This is a genomic window from Streptomyces sp. NPDC014006 (assembly GCF_043088925.1).
In the GTDB taxonomy this organism is placed as follows: Bacteria; Actinomycetota; Actinomycetes; order Streptomycetales; family Streptomycetaceae; genus Streptomyces.
Window position 1 is genome coordinate 241,492 of sequence record NZ_JBICAJ010000002.1, and the last position, 15,990, is coordinate 257,481.

Below are 15,990 nucleotides of genomic sequence, written 5' to 3' on the forward strand. Positions count from 1 at the left end.
CTCAGCGCCCGTCCGTGAAGGTCTCCCCCGTCTCCGCCTTCTCCACCAGCAGCGCCGGCGGCGTGAAGCGCTCGCCGTAGCGCTCGGCGAGCTCACGCGCGCGTGCCACGAAGCCGGGGAGACCGCCGTCGTAGCCGTTGATGTACTGCAGCACGCCGCCCGTCCAGCCGGGGAAGCCGATGCCGAGGATCGAGCCGATGTTGGCGTCGGCGACCGAGGTCAGCACCCCCTCCTCCAGCAACCGGACGGTGTCCAGCGCCTCGGAGAACAGCATGCGCTCCTGCATGTCGCGGAAGGGGATCTCGCGTCCCTCCTGCGTGAAGTGCTCGCGCAGGCCCGGCCACAGGCGCAGCCGCTTGCCGTCCTCGCCGTACTCGTAAAAGCCGGCGCCGCCGCTGCGGCCGGTGCGGCCGAACTCGTCGACCATCCGGTCGATGACGGCCTCGGCCGGGTGCGCCGTCCAGGTGCCGCCGGACTCCTCCACGGCCCGCTTCGTCTCGTTCCGGATCTTGCGGGGCAGGGTCAGCGTCAGGTCGTCCATCAGGGAGAGCACCTTGGCCGGGTAGCCGGCCTGGGCCGCGGCCTGCTCGACCGACGCGGGCTCGATGCCCTCGCCGACCATGGCCACGCCCTCGTTGATGAAGTGGCCGATGACCCGGGAGGTGAAGAAGCCGCGCGAGTCGTTGACGACGATCGGCGTCTTGTTGATCTGCCGCACCAGGTCGAAGGCGCGGGCGAGGGCCTCGTCCCCGGTGCGCTCGCCCTTGATGATCTCCACCAGGGGCATCTTGTCGACCGGCGAGAAGAAGTGCAGCCCGATGAAGTCGGTCTGCCGCTCGACGCCCTCGGCGAGCGTGGTGATGGGCAGCGTGGAGGTGTTCGAGCACAGCAGCGCGTCCGGCGCGACGACGGACTCGGTCTCCTGGAACACCTTGTGCTTGAGCGCGGTGTCCTCGAACACGGCCTCGATGACCGCGTCGCAGCCCGCGAGGTCGGCGGCATCGGCGGTGGGCGTGATGCGGGCGAGCAGCGCGTCGGCCTTCTCCTGCGTCGTACGGCCCTTGGCGACGGCCTTGGCGCACAGCTTCTCGGAGTAGCCCTTGCCCTTGACGGCGGCTTCCAGGGCGACGTCCTTGAGGACGACGTCGATGCCGGCGCGGGCGCAGGAGTAGGCGATGCCGGCGCCCATCATGCCGGCGCCGAGCACGGCGACCTTGCGGACCTTGCGGGGCTCGACGCCCTTCGGGCGGTTGGCGCCGGAGTTGACGGCCTGCAGGTCGAAGAAGAACGCCTGGATCATGTTCTTCGAGGTCTGGCCCGCGGCCAGCTCCACGAAGTAGCGGGCCTCGATGATCTGCGCGGTCTCGAAGTCGACCTGGGCGCCCTCTACGGCGGCGGCGAGGATGTTGCGCGGCGCCGGGTAGGGGGCGCCGCCCGTCTGCTTGCGCAGACTGGCCGGGAAGGCGGGCAGGTTGGCGGCGAACTTCGGGTTCGAGGGGGTGCCGCCGGGGATGCGGTAGCCGGGGCGGTCCCAGGGCTGCTCGGACTCGGGGTGGGCGTCGATGAAGGCGCGGGCCCGGGCGAGAAGCTCCTCGTGGCTGTCGACGACCTCGTCCACCAGGCCGTTGTCGAGGGCGCGGCGCGGGTTGTACTGGGTGCCCTGGAGGAGGACCTTCAGCAGGGCGTCGGTGATGCCGAGCAGCCGGACGGTGCGCACGACGCCGCCGCCTCCGGGCAGCAGGCCGAGGGTGACCTCCGGGCAGCCGATCCTGGAGCCGGGGGCGTCCAGGGCGACGCGGTGGTGACAGGCCAGCGCGATCTCGTAGCCGCCGCCCAGGGCCGCGCCGTTGATCGCGGCGACGACGGGCTTGCCGAGGGTCTCGATGCGGCGCAGGTTGCGCTTGATGGCCATGCCGCCGTCGAGGAGGTCCTGCGCGGTCTCGGGGGTGACCCGGATGAGGTCGCGCAGATCGCCGCCGGCGAAGAAGGTCTTCTTGGCGGAGGTGACGATGACGCCGCGGATCGAGTCCTTCTCGGCCTCCAGGCGGTCGGCGACCGCGGCCAGCGAATCGCGGAAGGCCTGGTTCATGGTGTTGGCGGACTGGTTGGGGTCGTCGAGGACGAGGGTGACGACACCGGTGTCGTCCTGTTCCCAGCGGATGGTGGTGGGCTCAGTGCTCATGGAAGCTGCTCCGTGATGGTCCGTGGTGATCCGTTGGGAAGGTCAGATGCGCTCGACGACGGTGGCGATGCCCATGCCGCCGCCCACGCACAGGGTGGCGAGGCCGTAGCGCTTGTCCTGGCGCTCCAGTTCGTCGACGAGGGTGCCGAGGATCATCGCGCCGGTCGCGCCGAGCGGGTGGCCGAGCGCGATGGCACCGCCGTTGACGTTGACCTTGTCCAGCGACAGGCCCATGTCCTTCACGAAGCGCAGCACGACCGCCGCGAACGCCTCGTTGATCTCGACGAGGTCGATGTCGTCGATGGTCAGTCCGGCCTTGGCGAGGGCCTTGCGGGTGGCGGGGGCGGGGCCGGTGAGCATGATGGTGGGCTCGGAGCCGGAGACCGCGGCGGAGACGATCCGGGCGCGCGGGGTGAGGCCGTAGCGCTCGCCGACCTCCTTCGAGCCGATGGCGACGAGGGAGGCGCCGTCGACGATGCCGGAGGAGTTGCCCGCGTGGTGGACGTGGTCGATCTGCTCCACCCAGTGGTACTTCTGCAGCGCGACCGCGTCGAAGCCGCCCAGTTCGCCGATGTCCGCGAAGGACGGCTTGAGCTTGGCGAGGGAGTCGGCGGTGGTGCCCGGGCGCAGGTGCTCGTCGTGGTCGAGGACGACGAGGCCGCTGCGGTCCTTCACGGGTACGACGGACCGCTCGAAGCGGCCTTCCTTCCAGGCGGTTGCCGCGCGCTCCTGGGAAAGGGCCGCGTACTCGTCGACGTCCCGGCGGGTGAAGCCCTCGATGGTGGCGATGAGGTCGGCGCCGATGCCCTGCGGCACGAAGTTGGTGGCGAGGTTGGTCATCGGGTCGTTGAACCAGGCGCCGCCGTCGGAGGCCATCGGCACCCGGGACATCGACTCCACGCCGCCCGCGAGGACCAGGTCCTCCCAGCCGGAACGGACCTTGGCGGCGGCCAGGTTGACCGCCTCCAGACCGGAGGCGCAGAAGCGGTTCTCCTGCACGCCGGCGACCGTGTCGGGCAGGCCGGCGGCGATCGCGGCGATCCGCGCGATGTCGGAGCCCTGGTCGCCGACCGGGCCGACCACGCCGAGCACGATGTCGTCGACCGCCGCCGGGTCCAGGCCCGGGAAGCGGGCGCGGATCTCGTGGATGAGGCCGACGACCAGGTCGACGGGCTTGGTGCCGTGCAGGGAGCCGCCTGCCTTGCCGCGTCCGCGCGGGGTGCGGATGGCGTCGTACACGTACGCTTCGGTGCTCACGAGGAGGCCTTTCGCTGAAGGTGGGAGGAAGGCGGGGGCAGCAGTTCGGGTACGTCCCAGTCGCGGGCCACGTCCGCGGTGTCGGCGCCGGGTCGCGCCGGGCCGCTGCGGATGGTGGCGGGGGTCGCGGAGAAGCGCGGCGCCGGGGCGGGCTGGGTGATGCCGCCGTGGTCGGTGAAGGTGGAGCGGGCGGCGAGGTGGGGGTGGTGCGGGGCCTCACGGAGCGACAGCACGGGCGCCACGCAGGCGTCGGAGCCCTCGAAGACGGCCGTCCACTCGTCCTGGGTACGGGCCTTGAAGCGGGCGGCGACCGCCTCGCGCAGCTCGCCCCAGCGGGCGACCTCGTGCCGGGCCGGGACCTCGCCGTCGATGCCGAGCAGGTCGGTGAACGCGTCGTAGAACCGCGGCTCGAGCGCGCCCACCGCCATGTACCGGCCGTCGGCGGTCTCGTAGGTGCCGTAGAAGGGGCAGCCGCCGTCGAGGAGGTTGGCGCCGCGCCGGTCCTGCCAGTCGCCGGCCGCGAGCATGCCGTGGATCATCGCCGACAGATGGGCGGTGCCGTCGACGATCGCGGCGTCGACGACCTGCCCGGTGCCGCACGCGCGCGCGTGGTGCAGCGCGGCGAGGAGGCCGACGACGAGGTAGAGGGAGCCGCCCGCGTAGTCGCCGAGGAGGTTGGCCGGGGGCGGGGGCGGCTGGTCGGGGCCGCCGATCATGCCGAGGGTGCCGGTGACGGCGATGTAGCCGATGTCGTGACCTGCGCGGTCGGCGAGCGGGCCGTCCTGGCCCCAGCCGGTCATGCGGCCGTAGACCAGCTTCGGGTTGCGGGCGTGGCAGGCCTCCGGGCCGACGCCGAGGCGCTCGGCGACGCCGGGACGGTAGCCCTCGATGAGGAGGTCGGCGCGGGCGGCCAGGGCGAGGACGCACTGTGGTCCGCCGGGGTCCTTCAGGTCGACCACCACCGAGCGCTTGTTGCGGTTGGTGACGTCGTACGCCGGGTCGATGCCGAGGCCGGGGCCGCCGGGCCGGTCGACGCGCACCACGTCGGCGCCGAGGTCGGCCAGCAGCATGGCGGCGAACGGACCGGGGCCGATACCGGCCAGCTCGACCACGCGCACGCCGGTCAGCGGCCCCTGCGCGGGCGTCGTCGGTGCCGTGGCCATCCAGGCCCCCTCGCTGTGACACAACCGATGTAACACCAGTGATGCTAAGAACGTGTTCCACCGGGCACAAGACCCGGGCGAGCAAGCGCTTAGCCAATTATGGGCCGCCGCCGGCCGGTCGGCCTCCTGTCCGCCGCCCGCCTCACCCGGCGTCCAGCTCGGCGACAAGCCGCCTGGGCGCGATGGCGCGGTAGCTCTCCTCCACCCAGTCGCACAGCAGCTCGGCCGCCGGGGCGCCCGGCTCCTGGAGCGGGATGCGCACCCAGCCCGCTCTGCCCAGGCCGTACCCGGCGGGTTCGGCGCCCGGGGAGGTCAGGGCATGGGCGTGGGCCGCCTCGTCCGTGAGTTTCACGGTCACCGCCATGGGGTGGCTGCCGTCGTCCACACCGAGGAAGGCGAACACCTTCTTGTTCACCTTGGCGACCGTCTCGCCCCAGGGGAACTCCTCGGCCGCACTCGGCAGGGACAGGGCGAACCCGCGTACTTTCTCCCACTTTCTCTGGACGCTTTCGGCCACGGCCATCCGCCACCTCCGGGCTCGTCATCCGCTCACGCACTCCTCACGCTAGCCTCGGCCACCGACAGCGGCGCGGCCGAACAAGGCGAGGGGTGTCATGAGCAGGCTGAACAGGACGGACCGTCCGTACGACATCGTGCTCTTCGGAGCCACCGGCTTCGTCGGGACGCTCACCGCGGAGTACCTCGCCGCGCACGCGCCCGCCGACCTGCGCTGGGCGGTGGCCGGACGCGACACGTCGAAACTCCAGCGGCTGCGGGAGCGGCTGCCCGGCGGCGAGCGGATCGGGATGCTGCGGGCCGACGTCGCCGACGCCGCGTCGCTGCGGGAACTCGCCGAGCACGCGCGCGTGGTGGCGTCCACGGTCGGGCCGTACATCCGTTACGGCGAGCAGCTCGTCGCCGCCTGCGCGGACACCGGCGCGGACTATCTCGACCTCACCGGTGAGCCGGAGTTCGTGGACCTGATGTACGTACGGCACGACGCACGCGCGCGGGAGACGGGTGCGCGCCTCGTGCACGCGTGCGGCTTCGACTCCGTACCGCACGACCTGGGGGTGCTGTTCACGGTGGGGCAGCTGCCGCCGGACGTGCCGCTGACCGTGGACGGCTTCGTGTCCGCCGACGCGGCCTTCTCGGGCGGGACGCTGGCCTCGGCGCTGAACCAGTTCGCGCGCGGACGGCAGATGGTGGCGGCGGCCCGGGACCGCGCGCGGCACGAGCCGCGGCTGGTGGGCCGCCGGGCGGCCGCCCCGATCGGCGCGCCGCACTACGCGCGCGACATCGGCGCGTGGGCGCTGCCGCTGCCGACCATCGACCCGCAGGTCGTCCAGCGGTCGGCACGGTCCCTGGACCGCTACGGGCCCGACTTCCGCTACCGCCACTACGCGGCCGTACGCCGGCTGCCGGTCGCGGCCGGGGGGATCGCGGCCGTGGGCGCGGTCGCCGTCGCCGCCCAAGTGCCGCCGGTACGGCGCTGGTTGTCGGACCGGGTCCGCCCCGGGGAGGGGCCGGACGCCGAGAAGCGGGCCCGCAGCTGGTTCCGCGTGCGCTTCGTCGGCGAGGGCGGCGGCCGGCGCGTCTTCACCGAGGTGTCGGGCGGCGACCCCGGCTACGGCGAGACCGCGAAGATCTTCGCCGAGGCGGCCCTGTCCCTGTCCTTCGACGACCTGCCGCCGACGTCGGGCCAGGTCACCACGGCGGTGGCGATGGGTGAGGCGCTCACCGAGCGGCTGCGGGCGGCGGGAATCGTCTTCCGGGTCGCCGCGCGCCGCTGAGGCGGCGTCCGGCGGTCCGCCCGACTCAGGCGCGGCTACAGCGGCCAGGACACCACTGTGTAGATCATCGCGCAGACCCAGCCGAGCCCGGCGAGCACGGCGAGGGCGAGCGCGGCGTTCACGGCGCGTTCGACGGGCCGGGCGGGGTCGTTGAGGGGCTTGGCGGCGCGATGTGTCGTCATGCGGGTCAGCCTTCCGGTGCCCTGCCCGCCGCACATCCGTACGGGTACTCAGTACGCGTACTCAGATGCACCCTGCTTTGAGACTTTCACCGGCACCGTGCAGGCACTCCTCGCCGCCGTCGGCAGAAGTCTCACCGGGCGCGTCAATGAAACGATGGAACGTATGAAATTCCTTCTCGACATCACCCTGGACGAGGCGGCGAGCAGCGAGGACAAGGCGCGGGAGCTGAGCCGGATCCTGCGGTACTGGGCCGGCAACGTCCGCCACTATCCGCTGCAGACCGGCGACGGGTCGGCCGTGTACGACTCGGGCTACAAGGAGGTGGGTGCCTGGCGGGTCGTCGCCTCCTGAAGCGCCCGGCGGCACAGCGCGTCGGCCCGGCGGGTGGTCTCCGGCAGCCGGTAGGCCGGCGTCAGCGCCAGTGTGTGGGCGCAGGCGCCGGCGAGGCTCACGCGGTGGCCCACGGACACGAACACCGGCTTGACGCCGTCGCGGGTGCGCAGCGCCCTGCCGACCTCCTCCTCGCCGGCCAGGAGCGGCGAGGAGGACCCGCGCGGCGCGTCCGGCTCGTCGTAGGCGAAGGTGAACGGGTTCTTGGCGACGCCGATGGTGGGCAGCCCGGTGAGCACGCCGAGGTGGCTGGCGAGCCCGAAACGGCGGGGGTGGGCGAGGCCGTAGCCGTCGCAGACGACCAGGCCCGGCGGACAGGGCAGGGCGTCCAGCGCGGCCAGCACCGTCGGTACCTCGCGGAAGGCGAGCAGCCCGGGCACGTAGGGGAAGGAGACCTGGCCGACGGCCGTGGCCTCGGCGACGACACCGAGGGTCGCGGCGTCCAGGACGACGGCCGCCGCGGCGACGACATCACGCCCGTCGTCATAGGCCACGTCGACGCCGGTGACGTGCCCGGTGCCCGGCTGCGGCCCCGGCTCGTCGAGCACCACCCGGGCCCGCAGCCCGTCCTGGACCGCCCGGGCCTCTTCCTCGGTCGCGGGCCAGCCCGCGGGAACGCGTACGGTCGTCATGATGACCATGAGCCTACGGTGTCGCCGCGACCCGGCGTAGGCTCGCGATCATGTTCGTGATGGAGCTGATCTACACCGCCCCGCTCGAAGCCGTCGACGCCGTCCTGAAGGACCATGTCGTCTGGCTGGACGAGTTGTACGCCCAGGGCCGCGTCCTGGCCTCCGGACGCAAGGAACCCCGCGACGGCGGGGTGATCATCGCCGTCGCGGGGGACCGCGCGCAGATAGAGGCCATCGCCGCGAGCGACCCCTTCGTCGCCGCGGGCGTCTGCGAGTACCGCATCACCGAGTTCATCGCCACCAAGACGGCGCCGGAGCTGGAGCGCCACCGCGAGACGCTCGGCTGAGCGGTACCGCTCACTTGCCGAGGGCGCGCTGCAGCTCGCTCTTGTTCATGTTCGAACGGCCGGAGATGTCCCGGCGCTTGGCCTCCTCGTACAGCTGGTCATAGGTCTGGCCCTCGGAGCCCTTGCCCTGGGAGCCCTTGCCCGACCGCTGGCCGCCCCGCTTGCCGGACGACATGTCCTTGGTGGAGGAGCGGCCGGCGGTCTTGGACTCGCCGGAGCGGGCGCGTTCCTTGTTGACGGTCCGTGCGGCCATCTCCTTGGCGCGCCCGGTGCTCGCGCCGCGCTCCTCGGCGCTCTCCTTGATGTGTTCGTACTGGCGTTCCCGCTTGGGGCTGGAACCGCGTGGCATGTGCGTTCACTTCCTTTCGGATGCGGTCCCCGAGTACCCCCATTGCACCCGAATCCGCCTCCCGGGGCCTGTTTCAGGGCTCCATGCGGGCCACGCGCCCCTGCTCGCCCGCGGCCCAACACGCCCGGTCCGCCGTGCAGTCCACGGTGTCGTACGACCCGGTGTCGACGGTGCGCCAGGTGCGCCCGCCGTCCGTCGTCAGCTCGGTGCCGGTGGGGCCGACGGCGAGCGCGGCGCCACGGCTGTGCGCGAGCCAGGCGGCGCCGGAGCGGTAGGCGGGCGGAGGGCGGTCGGCAGGGCGCCAGGTGCGGCCGCCGTCGGCGGTCACCGCGGCCGCGAGCGGCGAGGGCTGCTCGGGGCGGTAGTCGCCGCCGACGGCGAGTCCGTGGGTGCGGTCGCGGAAGGTGAGCGCGAAGACACCGCGGGCCGGGTCGCCGGCCGGGACGGGTGCCTCGGTGGCCGTCCAGGTCAGGCCGCGGTCGGCGGAGTGCAGCACGCGCGCGTGGGCGGCTCCGCCGGTGGCCAGCCAGACGTCCTTCGGTCCGGAGGTGACCAGGCACTGGCCGCTCGCCGCGAAGCCGGCCTCGCCGTCCAGGGCGGCGGGCATGCCGCGTGCGGGCAGCACCGTCCAGGAGCGGCCGCCGTCGCTGGTGGACAGAGCGCGGAACCGCCCGTCGACGGGGTCACTCACCGCCAGGCCATGCCGGTGGTCGAAGAAGGCCAGGCAGTCGTAGAAGGCCTTCGGGTCGGTGTTGCGGAAGGACTCCGTCCAGGTCGTGCCGCCGTCCTCGGTGCGATACACGCGGGACGCCTCGCCCTCGCCGATCGCCAGGACGACGGCGCGGCGCGCGTCGAACGCCTCGACGTCCCGGAACTGCAGTTCGCCGGCGCCGGGCGGGGAGACGTTCCGCCAGCTCGCCCCGCCGTCTGTGGTGCGCAGCACGGTCCCCGCGGTGCCGGCAGCCCACGCGGTGTCCCGGTCGACGGCGGCCAGCCCGCGGAAGCGGACGGAGGGCGCGCCGGTGTTCTTGAGCGCCCAGTGGGGCATGCGGTGCGCGCCGTCGTGCGCCTGCGCCGGAGCGGCGGCCAGGGCGGCGAGCACCGTGGCGCACACCGCTCCCGAGACGGTCCCGCGACCCTTGCCCGCCTTGGGTCGTTTGCGCCCGTTGCGCCTCTCGGATCCCTTGCTCCTCATGACCCTCGCGATCGTCATGGCGGGCGAAGCTAGCCGACCGCCCGGGTGCCGTCCAGAGCGCGTCCCGCCACAAGTGACCTTCCCGGCACACCGGAAGCAGTCGGACACCTCCGTGCATGAAGGCGGTGACAGAGGTCACTCGCTCTGAGTGTGCACGGATCGGCCGGTTCCTACGTCTCTTGGAGTGACCGGCCTCATCCGCCCCTCCGTCCGTCCACCGTCCAGCCGTCACAAGGGAGCAAGGCGTTGTCCACCGTCATCGAGCAGCCCGTGCAGGCACGTCTCGTCGCCGCCGCGCCCCGGATGCCGAACATCCCCGCCACGCTGCACTACGACCGCCGGGACCCGTTCGCGATCCGGATGACCTTCCCCGCGCCGGCCACGCTGGAAGGCGTGGAGGTCTGCTGGACCTTCTCCCGCGAACTGCTCACGGCCGGCCTGGAGGGCCCGGAAGGCCACGGCGACGTCCGAGTGCGGCCATACGGCTTCGACCGCACGGTCCTGGAGTTCCACGCCCCCGAGGGCACGGCCGTCGTCCATGTCCGCACCGGTGAGATCCAGCGCTTCCTGCGGGCCACCAGCGAGCTGGTGCCGGTGGGCCTGGAGCACCTGCAGCTCGACCTGGACCACGGCCTGGCGGAGCTGATGCGGGACGCCTGCTAGGCCGTCCCCAGGTCTGCTGGGCGCTCCGGCTCCGGCCCGGCAGCGGTTCAGCTCGCCGTGGTCGAGCCCTCCGGACAGCGTCTCGTGGGTGCCGGCGCCGAGCAGTTTCCCGTGCCGCGTGGCGGACGACGGCGTGCGCGGCCTGGGCGAACCCGGCACGTGCCCGCGCGCCCTGCACGGGGCTCCGTCAATTCGGTTGACCGCCCCTATGCGCTCCCTTACCGTGGATGTCGGCCCTGTTGCCGTCGATTGGAGAAGGACGTTGCTCGTCTGAGGTCCTGAGACACCGCGCCACACCCGTCAGGTGTGCATTGCGTGCGTGCGACCTCGGCATACGAGCCGTCCCGGGCACAGGGCTTTCCCTTTGACGCCTTCCCGGACCCTCAGTGGTTGCCGTCCCGCGGTGTCTCGATACGCGTTTGCCCCCGCTTCCGTATACGAGCAACCGCGAGGCCCCATGTACGTATCCCTCACCTGCACCTCCCTGTCCTTCGCCTGGCCGGACGGCACGGTCGTCCTCGACGGCCTGGACGCCACCTTCGGTCCCGGCCGCACCGGACTGGTCGGCGCCAACGGGTCGGGCAAGTCCACCCTGTTGAAGCTGATCGCCGGGGAGCTGACCCCCACCGACGGTGCCGTACGCGTCGCTGGGGAGACCGGCCATCTGCCGCAGAACGTCACGCTGGACACCACCCTGCGCGTCGACGAGGCGCTCGGCATCGCCGTGCAGCGCGCCGCGCTGCACGCCATCGAGGCCGGTGACGCCGCCGACGAACACTTCGAGACCATCGGCGACGACTGGGACGTCGAGGAGCGCGCGCTCGCCACCCTCGGCGAACTCGGCCTCGGGCACATCGCGTTGGACCGCACCATCGGCGAGGTGTCGGGCGGCGAGTCGGTCCTGCTGCGGCTGGCCGCGCTGCTGCTGCGCCGGCCGGAGGTCCTGCTGCTGGACGAACCCACCAACAACCTCGACCTGTACGCCCGCCGCCGGCTCTACGCGGCCGTGGAGTCCTGGCCGGGTGTGATGATCGTGGTCAGCCACGACCGTGAACTGCTGGAGCGGGTCGACCAGATCGCCGATCTGCGCGGCGGGGAGATCACCCGGTACGGCGGCAACTTCTCCGCCTACGAGGAGGCGCTCGCCGTCGAGCAGGAGGCCGCCGAGCGCATGGTGCGCGTGGCGGAGTCCGACTTGCGCAAGCAGAAGCGCGAACTGACCGACGCCCAGGTGAAGCTGGCCCGCCGCAAGCGGTACGGGCAGAAGATGTGGGACCAGAAACGCGAGCCGAAGATCGTCATGGGGGCGCGCAAGCGCGCGGCCCAGGAGTCCGCGGGCAAGCACCGCCTCCTGCACGAGGAGAAGCTCACCGAGGCCAGGGAACGGCTCGACGAGGCGGTGGAGGCCGTACGGGACGACGACGAGATCCGTGTCGACCTGCCGCACACCGCCGTCCCCACGGGCCGCGGCGTGCTCACCCTGCGGGCCCTGACACTGGCCTACGGCGCGCGTGTCGAGGGCGGCTTCGATCTGTACGGTCCGGAGCGGATCGCGCTGATCGGGCGCAACGGCGCGGGCAAGACCACGCTGCTGCGCACGATCGCCGGCGAACTCGCGCCGGTCTCGGGCGAGGCGACGGCGCACGTCCCGCTGCGTTTCCTGCCGCAGCGCCTGGACGTCCTGGACGGTGAGCTGACCGTCGCGCAGAACGTGGCCCGGTTCGCGCCGGGCGCCACCAACAACCGGATCCGGGCGCGGCTCGCCCGCTTCCTGTTCCGGGGCGCACGCGCCGACCAGATGGCGGCCACGCTGTCCGGCGGCGAGCGCTTCCGGGCGGCCCTGGCCGCGCTGATGCTCGCCGAGCCGGCCCCGCAGCTGCTGATGCTGGACGAGCCGACGAACAACCTCGACATGGCGAGCGTGAACCAGCTGACCACGGCGCTGGAGTCGTACCAGGGCGCACTGATCGTGGCCAGCCACGACCTGCCGTTCCTGGAGTCGATCGGCATCACGCGCTGGCTGCTGCTCGACGGAGAACTGAAGGAAATCACGCCAGAAGCTGTCGGGTATCCCGCCTAGCGTCGGGGTCATGCGCGACTACATCACCCTCACCGGAGCCAGGGAGAACAACCTCAAGGACGTCACCCTGCGCATCCCGAAAGGCCGGCTGACCGTGTTCACCGGCCTTTCGGGATCGGGCAAGTCGTCGGTCGTCTTCGACACGATCGCCGTCGAGTCGCAGCGCCAGCTCAACGAGACGTACACCTGGTTCGTGCGCAACCGGCTGCCCAGGTACGAACGCCCGCGCGCGGACGCCATGGAGGACCTGTCCCCCGCCATCGTGGTCGACCAGCGGCCGGTCGGCGGCCACTCACGCTCCACCGTCGGCACGATGACCGACGTCTACGCGGTGATCCGGGTGCTGTTCTCCCGGTGCGGTACCCCGAGCGCCGGCGAGGCGACGGCGTACTCCTTCAACGACCCGGCGGGCATGTGCCCCGAGTGCCAGGGGCTCGGCCGCACGGTACGGCCCGCCTGGGACCGCATCCTCGACCCGGCCCGCTCCCTCGCCGGCGGTGCGATCCTCTTCCCGCCGTTCGCCGCGGGCACCTGGCAGGGGCAGACCTACACCAACACGGCGGACCTGGATGTGCGCAAACCGGTCGGCGAGTTCACCGACGCCGAGCGGGAGTTCCTGCTGCGCGGGCGCGGCACGCGCGTGAACGTCGACAACACCGGCGGATCGCGCGCCATCGACTACGAGGGCCTGGCGGACCGCTTCGAGCGGCTGTACCTGAACCGGGACCTGTCCGCGCTCAGCGCGCGCACCCGCGAGATGGTCGAGCGCTTCCTCACCGAGGACACCTGCCCGCGCTGCGCGGGCGCCCGGCTCAACGAGGCCGCGCTGGCCACCCAAATCCGCGGCCGGTCCGTCGCCGACTGCACCCGGATGCAGATCACCGACCTCATCGCCGTACTCGGGGAACTCGACGACGACCCGCTCGCCGCGCCGATCGCCGGGGCCGCCGTCACGGCGCTGGAGCGGATCGAGGCGATCGGCCTCGGCTACCTCAGCCTCGACCGGGAGACGGCGACGCTGTCCGGGGGCGAGGGACAGCGGCTGAAGACCGTACGGCACCTGGGCTCCAGCCTGACCGGCATGACGTACATCTTCGACGAGCCCAGCGTCGGGCTGCACCCGCGCGACGTCCACCGCCTCGGCGACCTGTTGCTGGGCCTGCGCGACAAGGGCAACACCGTGCTCGTCGTCGAGCACGACCGGGACGTCATCGCGCTGGCCGACCACGTCGTCGACATGGGTCCCGGAGCCGGTACCGAGGGCGGGCACGTGGTGTTCGAGGGGCCGCCGCGCGCGCTGGCCGGGTCGCCGACGGCGACCGGGCGCTGTCTGCGCCGCCGTACGGCGCTCAAGGCGCGGGTGCGGCGGCCGGGCGGCGGGCTGTGGGTGAAGGGCGCGAGCCGGCACAACCTGCGGGAGGTGACGGTTAAGTTCCCGACCGGGGTGCTGACCGCGGTCACCGGCGTCGCCGGGTCGGGAAAGTCGACCCTGGTGGCGGAGTTCACCGCCGCTCATCCGGACGCCGTGGTGGTCGACCAGTCGTCGATCGGGATCTCCGCACGCTCCACGCCGGCGACGTATCTGGGGATCATGGACACGGTACGGCGGATCTTCGCGCGCGCGACGGACAGTGAGCCGGGGCTGTTCAGCTTCAACTCCACGGGCGCGTGCCCGGCGTGCGAGGGGCGCGGGGTGCTGTACGCGGACCTCGCGTTCATGGACCCGGTGACGACCACCTGCCCGGACTGCCGGGGCCGGCGCTTCCGGGAGGAGGTGCTGCGGCTGACGGTGGACGGCCGTTCGATCGCCGACGTGCTGGCGATGACGGCCGAGCAGGCACTCGGCTTCTTCGGCGACAGCGCGGTGCGGCGACGGCTGCGCGCCCTGCACGACGTCGGCCTGACCTACCTGGCGCTCGGACAGCCGCTGTCCACGCTGTCCGGCGGCGAACGGCAGCGGCTGAAGCTCGCGACCCGGCTGCACCGCACCGGCGCGGTGTACGTGTTGGACGAGCCGACGACCGGCCTGCACATGGCGGACGTGAACGGGCTGCTCGCGCTGCTGGACCGGCTGGTGGACGGCGGCAACACGGTCGTGGTGGTGGAGCACGACATGGACGTGGTGGCCCACGCCGACTGGGTGATCGACCTGGGCCCGGACGGGGGCCGGGACGGCGGCCGGGTCCTCTTCGAGGGCACCCCACGGCAACTGCTCACCGACCGGACGTCGGTCACGGCGGAGTACCTGCGCCGGGCGGCGGGCTGCCCGGGGGGCGCCATGGGTGCGGGCTGACGGCGGGGGCGACGTCGGTGCGGGCTGACGGCGTCTCCCTCGGAACCGCGCGCCCCGGGCGGGGGCGGTTCGGACGGCCGGAGAGGGCCGTGTGCGGCCGAGACGGCCGAGGGTCGGCTCAGGGCGGGCCACGGCGGCAGGGGCGACCCAGTGCCGCCCGGGAGGCCGCGGCGGGGGGGGGTGACGGCTCAGCGCCGGCCCAGGCGGCCACGGCGGCCGGAGGCAGCCGAGCAGTGACCCGGGCGGCCGCGACGGGCACGGAGACGGCTCGGAGGCGGTCGTGGGGCGGTCCGGCGGCGGGCGGTCGTGGTCCCTGGACCGACGCCGGGCGCGGCTGCGGTCCGCGACGGCCGGGCGCGTCTGCGGTCCGCGACGGCCGGGGCGCGCGTGGGGCCCGGGGACGCCGGGGCGCGCCCGCGGTCCGGGGACGCGGGGCGGCCCTGCTCCTCGGCCGGCCGTGACGGCGGGGCGCGCCCTGTGTGCCAATCCGGGGTTACGCCCTGGTAATCCCTCCCCACCCGGGGTTTCGCCGAGTACTCCTCGCCCGGCATCATGGCGGACCGGTGCCCCATGATGGCCCCAGGAACCACCCGCCGATACGGAGACCACGCTCGTGCCCAGCAAGAAGGCCCTCGTCCGCCGCCCCAGCCCCCGCCTCGCCGAAGGTCTGGTGACGCACATCGCGCGGGAGAAGGTCGACGCCGAGCGGGCGGTCGAGCAGTGGGAGGCGTACGTCGCCGCCCTGCGCGCGCACGGCTGGGACGCGATCGAGGTCGACCCGGCCGACGACTGCCCCGACTCGGTGTTCGTCGAGGACACGGTGGTCATGTACAAGAACGTCGCGCTCATCACCCGCCCCGGCGCCGAGTCCCGCCGGCCGGAGACCGTCGGCGTCGAGGAGGCCGTGGCGCGGCTCGGCTGCTCGGTGAACTGGATCTGGGAGCCGGGCACGCTGGACGGCGGCGACGTGCTCAAGACCGACGACACGATCTACGTGGGCCGGGGCGGCCGTACCAACGCGGCCGGGGTGCAGCAGCTGAGGGCCGCCTTCGAGCCGCTGGGCGCGCGCGTGGTCGCCGTACCGGTGAGCAAGGTGCTGCATCTGAAGTCGGCGGTGACCGCGCTGCCGGACGGCACGGTGATCGGGCACATTCCGAAGGTGGACCGGCCGGCGCTGTTCCCGCGGTTCCTGTCGGTGCCGGAGGAGTCCGGGGCGCACGTGGTGCTGCTCGGCGGCGCGAAGCTGCTGATGGCGGCGAGCGCGCCGCGGACCGCGGACCTGCTCACCGACCTCGGCTTCGAGGTGGTCGCGGTGGACATCAGCGAGTTCGAGAAGCTCGAGGGGTGTGTGACTTGCCTCTCGGTACGGCTGCGGGAGCTGTATGCCTGACGGGCGGCATCCTTACCCGTGCGGCCCCGGGATCTGCGGATTCCGGGGCCGTGATGTCTCTCCGGCGGGCCGG

General features: G+C 72.8%; 15 protein-coding genes. 7 read left to right on the top strand and 8 right to left on the bottom strand.

Features of this window, described 5'->3' with window-relative positions:
- Position 1: 1 nt before the first annotated feature.
- From ACF1GV_RS07570 to ACF1GV_RS07585, 4 genes are all read right to left on the bottom strand, one after another.
- Complete coding sequence (locus ACF1GV_RS07570; RefSeq protein ID WP_391678913.1) at positions 2–2,182, bottom strand: 3-hydroxyacyl-CoA dehydrogenase NAD-binding domain-containing protein; 2,181 nt, start codon at positions 2,180–2,182, stop codon at positions 2–4.
- A 42-nt stretch (positions 2,183–2,224) separates the two neighbouring features.
- Positions 2,225–3,439, bottom strand: a complete 1,215-nt coding sequence (locus tag ACF1GV_RS07575) for an acetyl-CoA C-acetyltransferase (protein ID WP_391678916.1) — start codon at positions 3,437–3,439, stop codon at positions 2,225–2,227.
- Entirely contained in the window at positions 3,436–4,602 is a 1,167-nt protein-coding gene (locus ACF1GV_RS07580; protein ID WP_391678919.1) for a CaiB/BaiF CoA transferase family protein, read from the bottom strand. The genes ACF1GV_RS07575 and ACF1GV_RS07580 overlap by 4 nt, the downstream gene beginning before the upstream one ends.
- 142 nt (positions 4,603–4,744) lie before the next feature.
- Positions 4,745–5,125, bottom strand: coding sequence for an MmcQ/YjbR family DNA-binding protein (locus tag ACF1GV_RS07585; protein WP_391678921.1), 381 nt, complete (start codon positions 5,123–5,125; stop codon positions 4,745–4,747).
- Between the two features lie 91 nt (positions 5,126–5,216).
- Between ACF1GV_RS07585 and ACF1GV_RS07590 the strand changes: the two genes are divergently transcribed.
- Positions 5,217–6,395 carry a saccharopine dehydrogenase family protein gene (locus ACF1GV_RS07590; protein ID WP_391678923.1) on the top strand — a complete coding sequence of 393 codons (1,179 nt, stop codon included), beginning with the start codon at positions 5,217–5,219 and terminating at the stop codon, positions 6,393–6,395.
- Positions 6,396–6,430: 35 nt separating this feature from the next.
- Here ACF1GV_RS07590 and mmpA read toward each other — a convergent pair whose 3' ends face one another.
- Positions 6,431–6,577, bottom strand: a complete 147-nt coding sequence (gene mmpA, locus ACF1GV_RS07595) for a morphogenic membrane protein MmpA (protein WP_391678925.1) — start codon at positions 6,575–6,577, stop codon at positions 6,431–6,433.
- 163 nt (positions 6,578–6,740) lie between these two features.
- Between mmpA and ACF1GV_RS07600 the strand changes: the two genes are divergently transcribed.
- Positions 6,741–6,929 (top strand): hypothetical protein, encoded by a 189-nt coding sequence (locus ACF1GV_RS07600; RefSeq protein ID WP_391678926.1) that lies wholly within the window; start codon positions 6,741–6,743, stop codon positions 6,927–6,929.
- Here ACF1GV_RS07600 and ACF1GV_RS07605 read toward each other — a convergent pair.
- Positions 6,890–7,600 carry an endonuclease V gene (locus ACF1GV_RS07605; RefSeq protein WP_391679616.1) on the bottom strand — a complete coding sequence of 237 codons (711 nt, stop codon included), beginning with the start codon at positions 7,598–7,600 and terminating at the stop codon, positions 6,890–6,892. The two genes, ACF1GV_RS07600 and ACF1GV_RS07605, sit on opposite strands and share 40 nt — an antisense overlap.
- A gap of 50 nt (positions 7,601–7,650) precedes the next feature.
- On the opposite strand from ACF1GV_RS07605, the gene ACF1GV_RS07610 reads away from it, so the two are divergent.
- The gene (locus ACF1GV_RS07610) at positions 7,651–7,947 is read left to right on the top strand and encodes a YciI family protein (RefSeq protein ID WP_363264111.1); all 297 of its coding nucleotides are present in this window, start codon (positions 7,651–7,653) and stop codon (positions 7,945–7,947) included.
- Positions 7,948–7,957: 10 nt separating this feature from the next.
- Here the strand turns inward: ACF1GV_RS07610 and ACF1GV_RS07615 are convergent, their stop codons facing one another.
- Complete coding sequence (locus tag ACF1GV_RS07615; RefSeq protein ID WP_363264112.1) at positions 7,958–8,296, bottom strand: plasmid stabilization protein; 339 nt, start codon at positions 8,294–8,296, stop codon at positions 7,958–7,960.
- Between the two features lie 73 nt (positions 8,297–8,369).
- The gene (locus tag ACF1GV_RS07620; protein WP_391679617.1) at positions 8,370–9,410 is read right to left on the bottom strand and encodes a WD40/YVTN/BNR-like repeat-containing protein; all 1,041 of its coding nucleotides are present in this window, start codon (positions 9,408–9,410) and stop codon (positions 8,370–8,372) included.
- Positions 9,411–9,737: 327 nt separating this feature from the next.
- Here ACF1GV_RS07620 and ACF1GV_RS07625 point away from each other — a divergent pair, with 327 nt between their 5' ends.
- The 4 genes from ACF1GV_RS07625 to ddaH all read left to right on the top strand — a co-directional run bounded on the left by ACF1GV_RS07625 (position 9,738) and on the right by ddaH (position 15,917).
- Entirely contained in the window at positions 9,738–10,154 is a 417-nt protein-coding gene (locus tag ACF1GV_RS07625) for an SsgA family sporulation/cell division regulator (protein WP_391678929.1), read from the top strand.
- Positions 10,155–10,611: 457 nt separating this feature from the next.
- Positions 10,612–12,234: an ABC-F family ATP-binding cassette domain-containing protein gene (locus ACF1GV_RS07630; protein WP_391678931.1), complete on the top strand. Its 1,623-nt coding sequence runs from the start codon at positions 10,612–10,614 to the stop codon at positions 12,232–12,234.
- A 10-nt stretch (positions 12,235–12,244) separates the two neighbouring features.
- Entirely contained in the window at positions 12,245–14,527 is a 2,283-nt protein-coding gene (locus ACF1GV_RS07635; protein ID WP_391678933.1) for an ATP-binding cassette domain-containing protein, read from the top strand.
- Positions 14,528–15,140: 613 nt separating this feature from the next.
- Positions 15,141–15,917, top strand: coding sequence for a dimethylargininase (gene ddaH / locus ACF1GV_RS07640; protein ID WP_391678934.1), 777 nt, complete (start codon positions 15,141–15,143; stop codon positions 15,915–15,917).
- Positions 15,918–15,990: the final 73 nt, after the last annotated feature.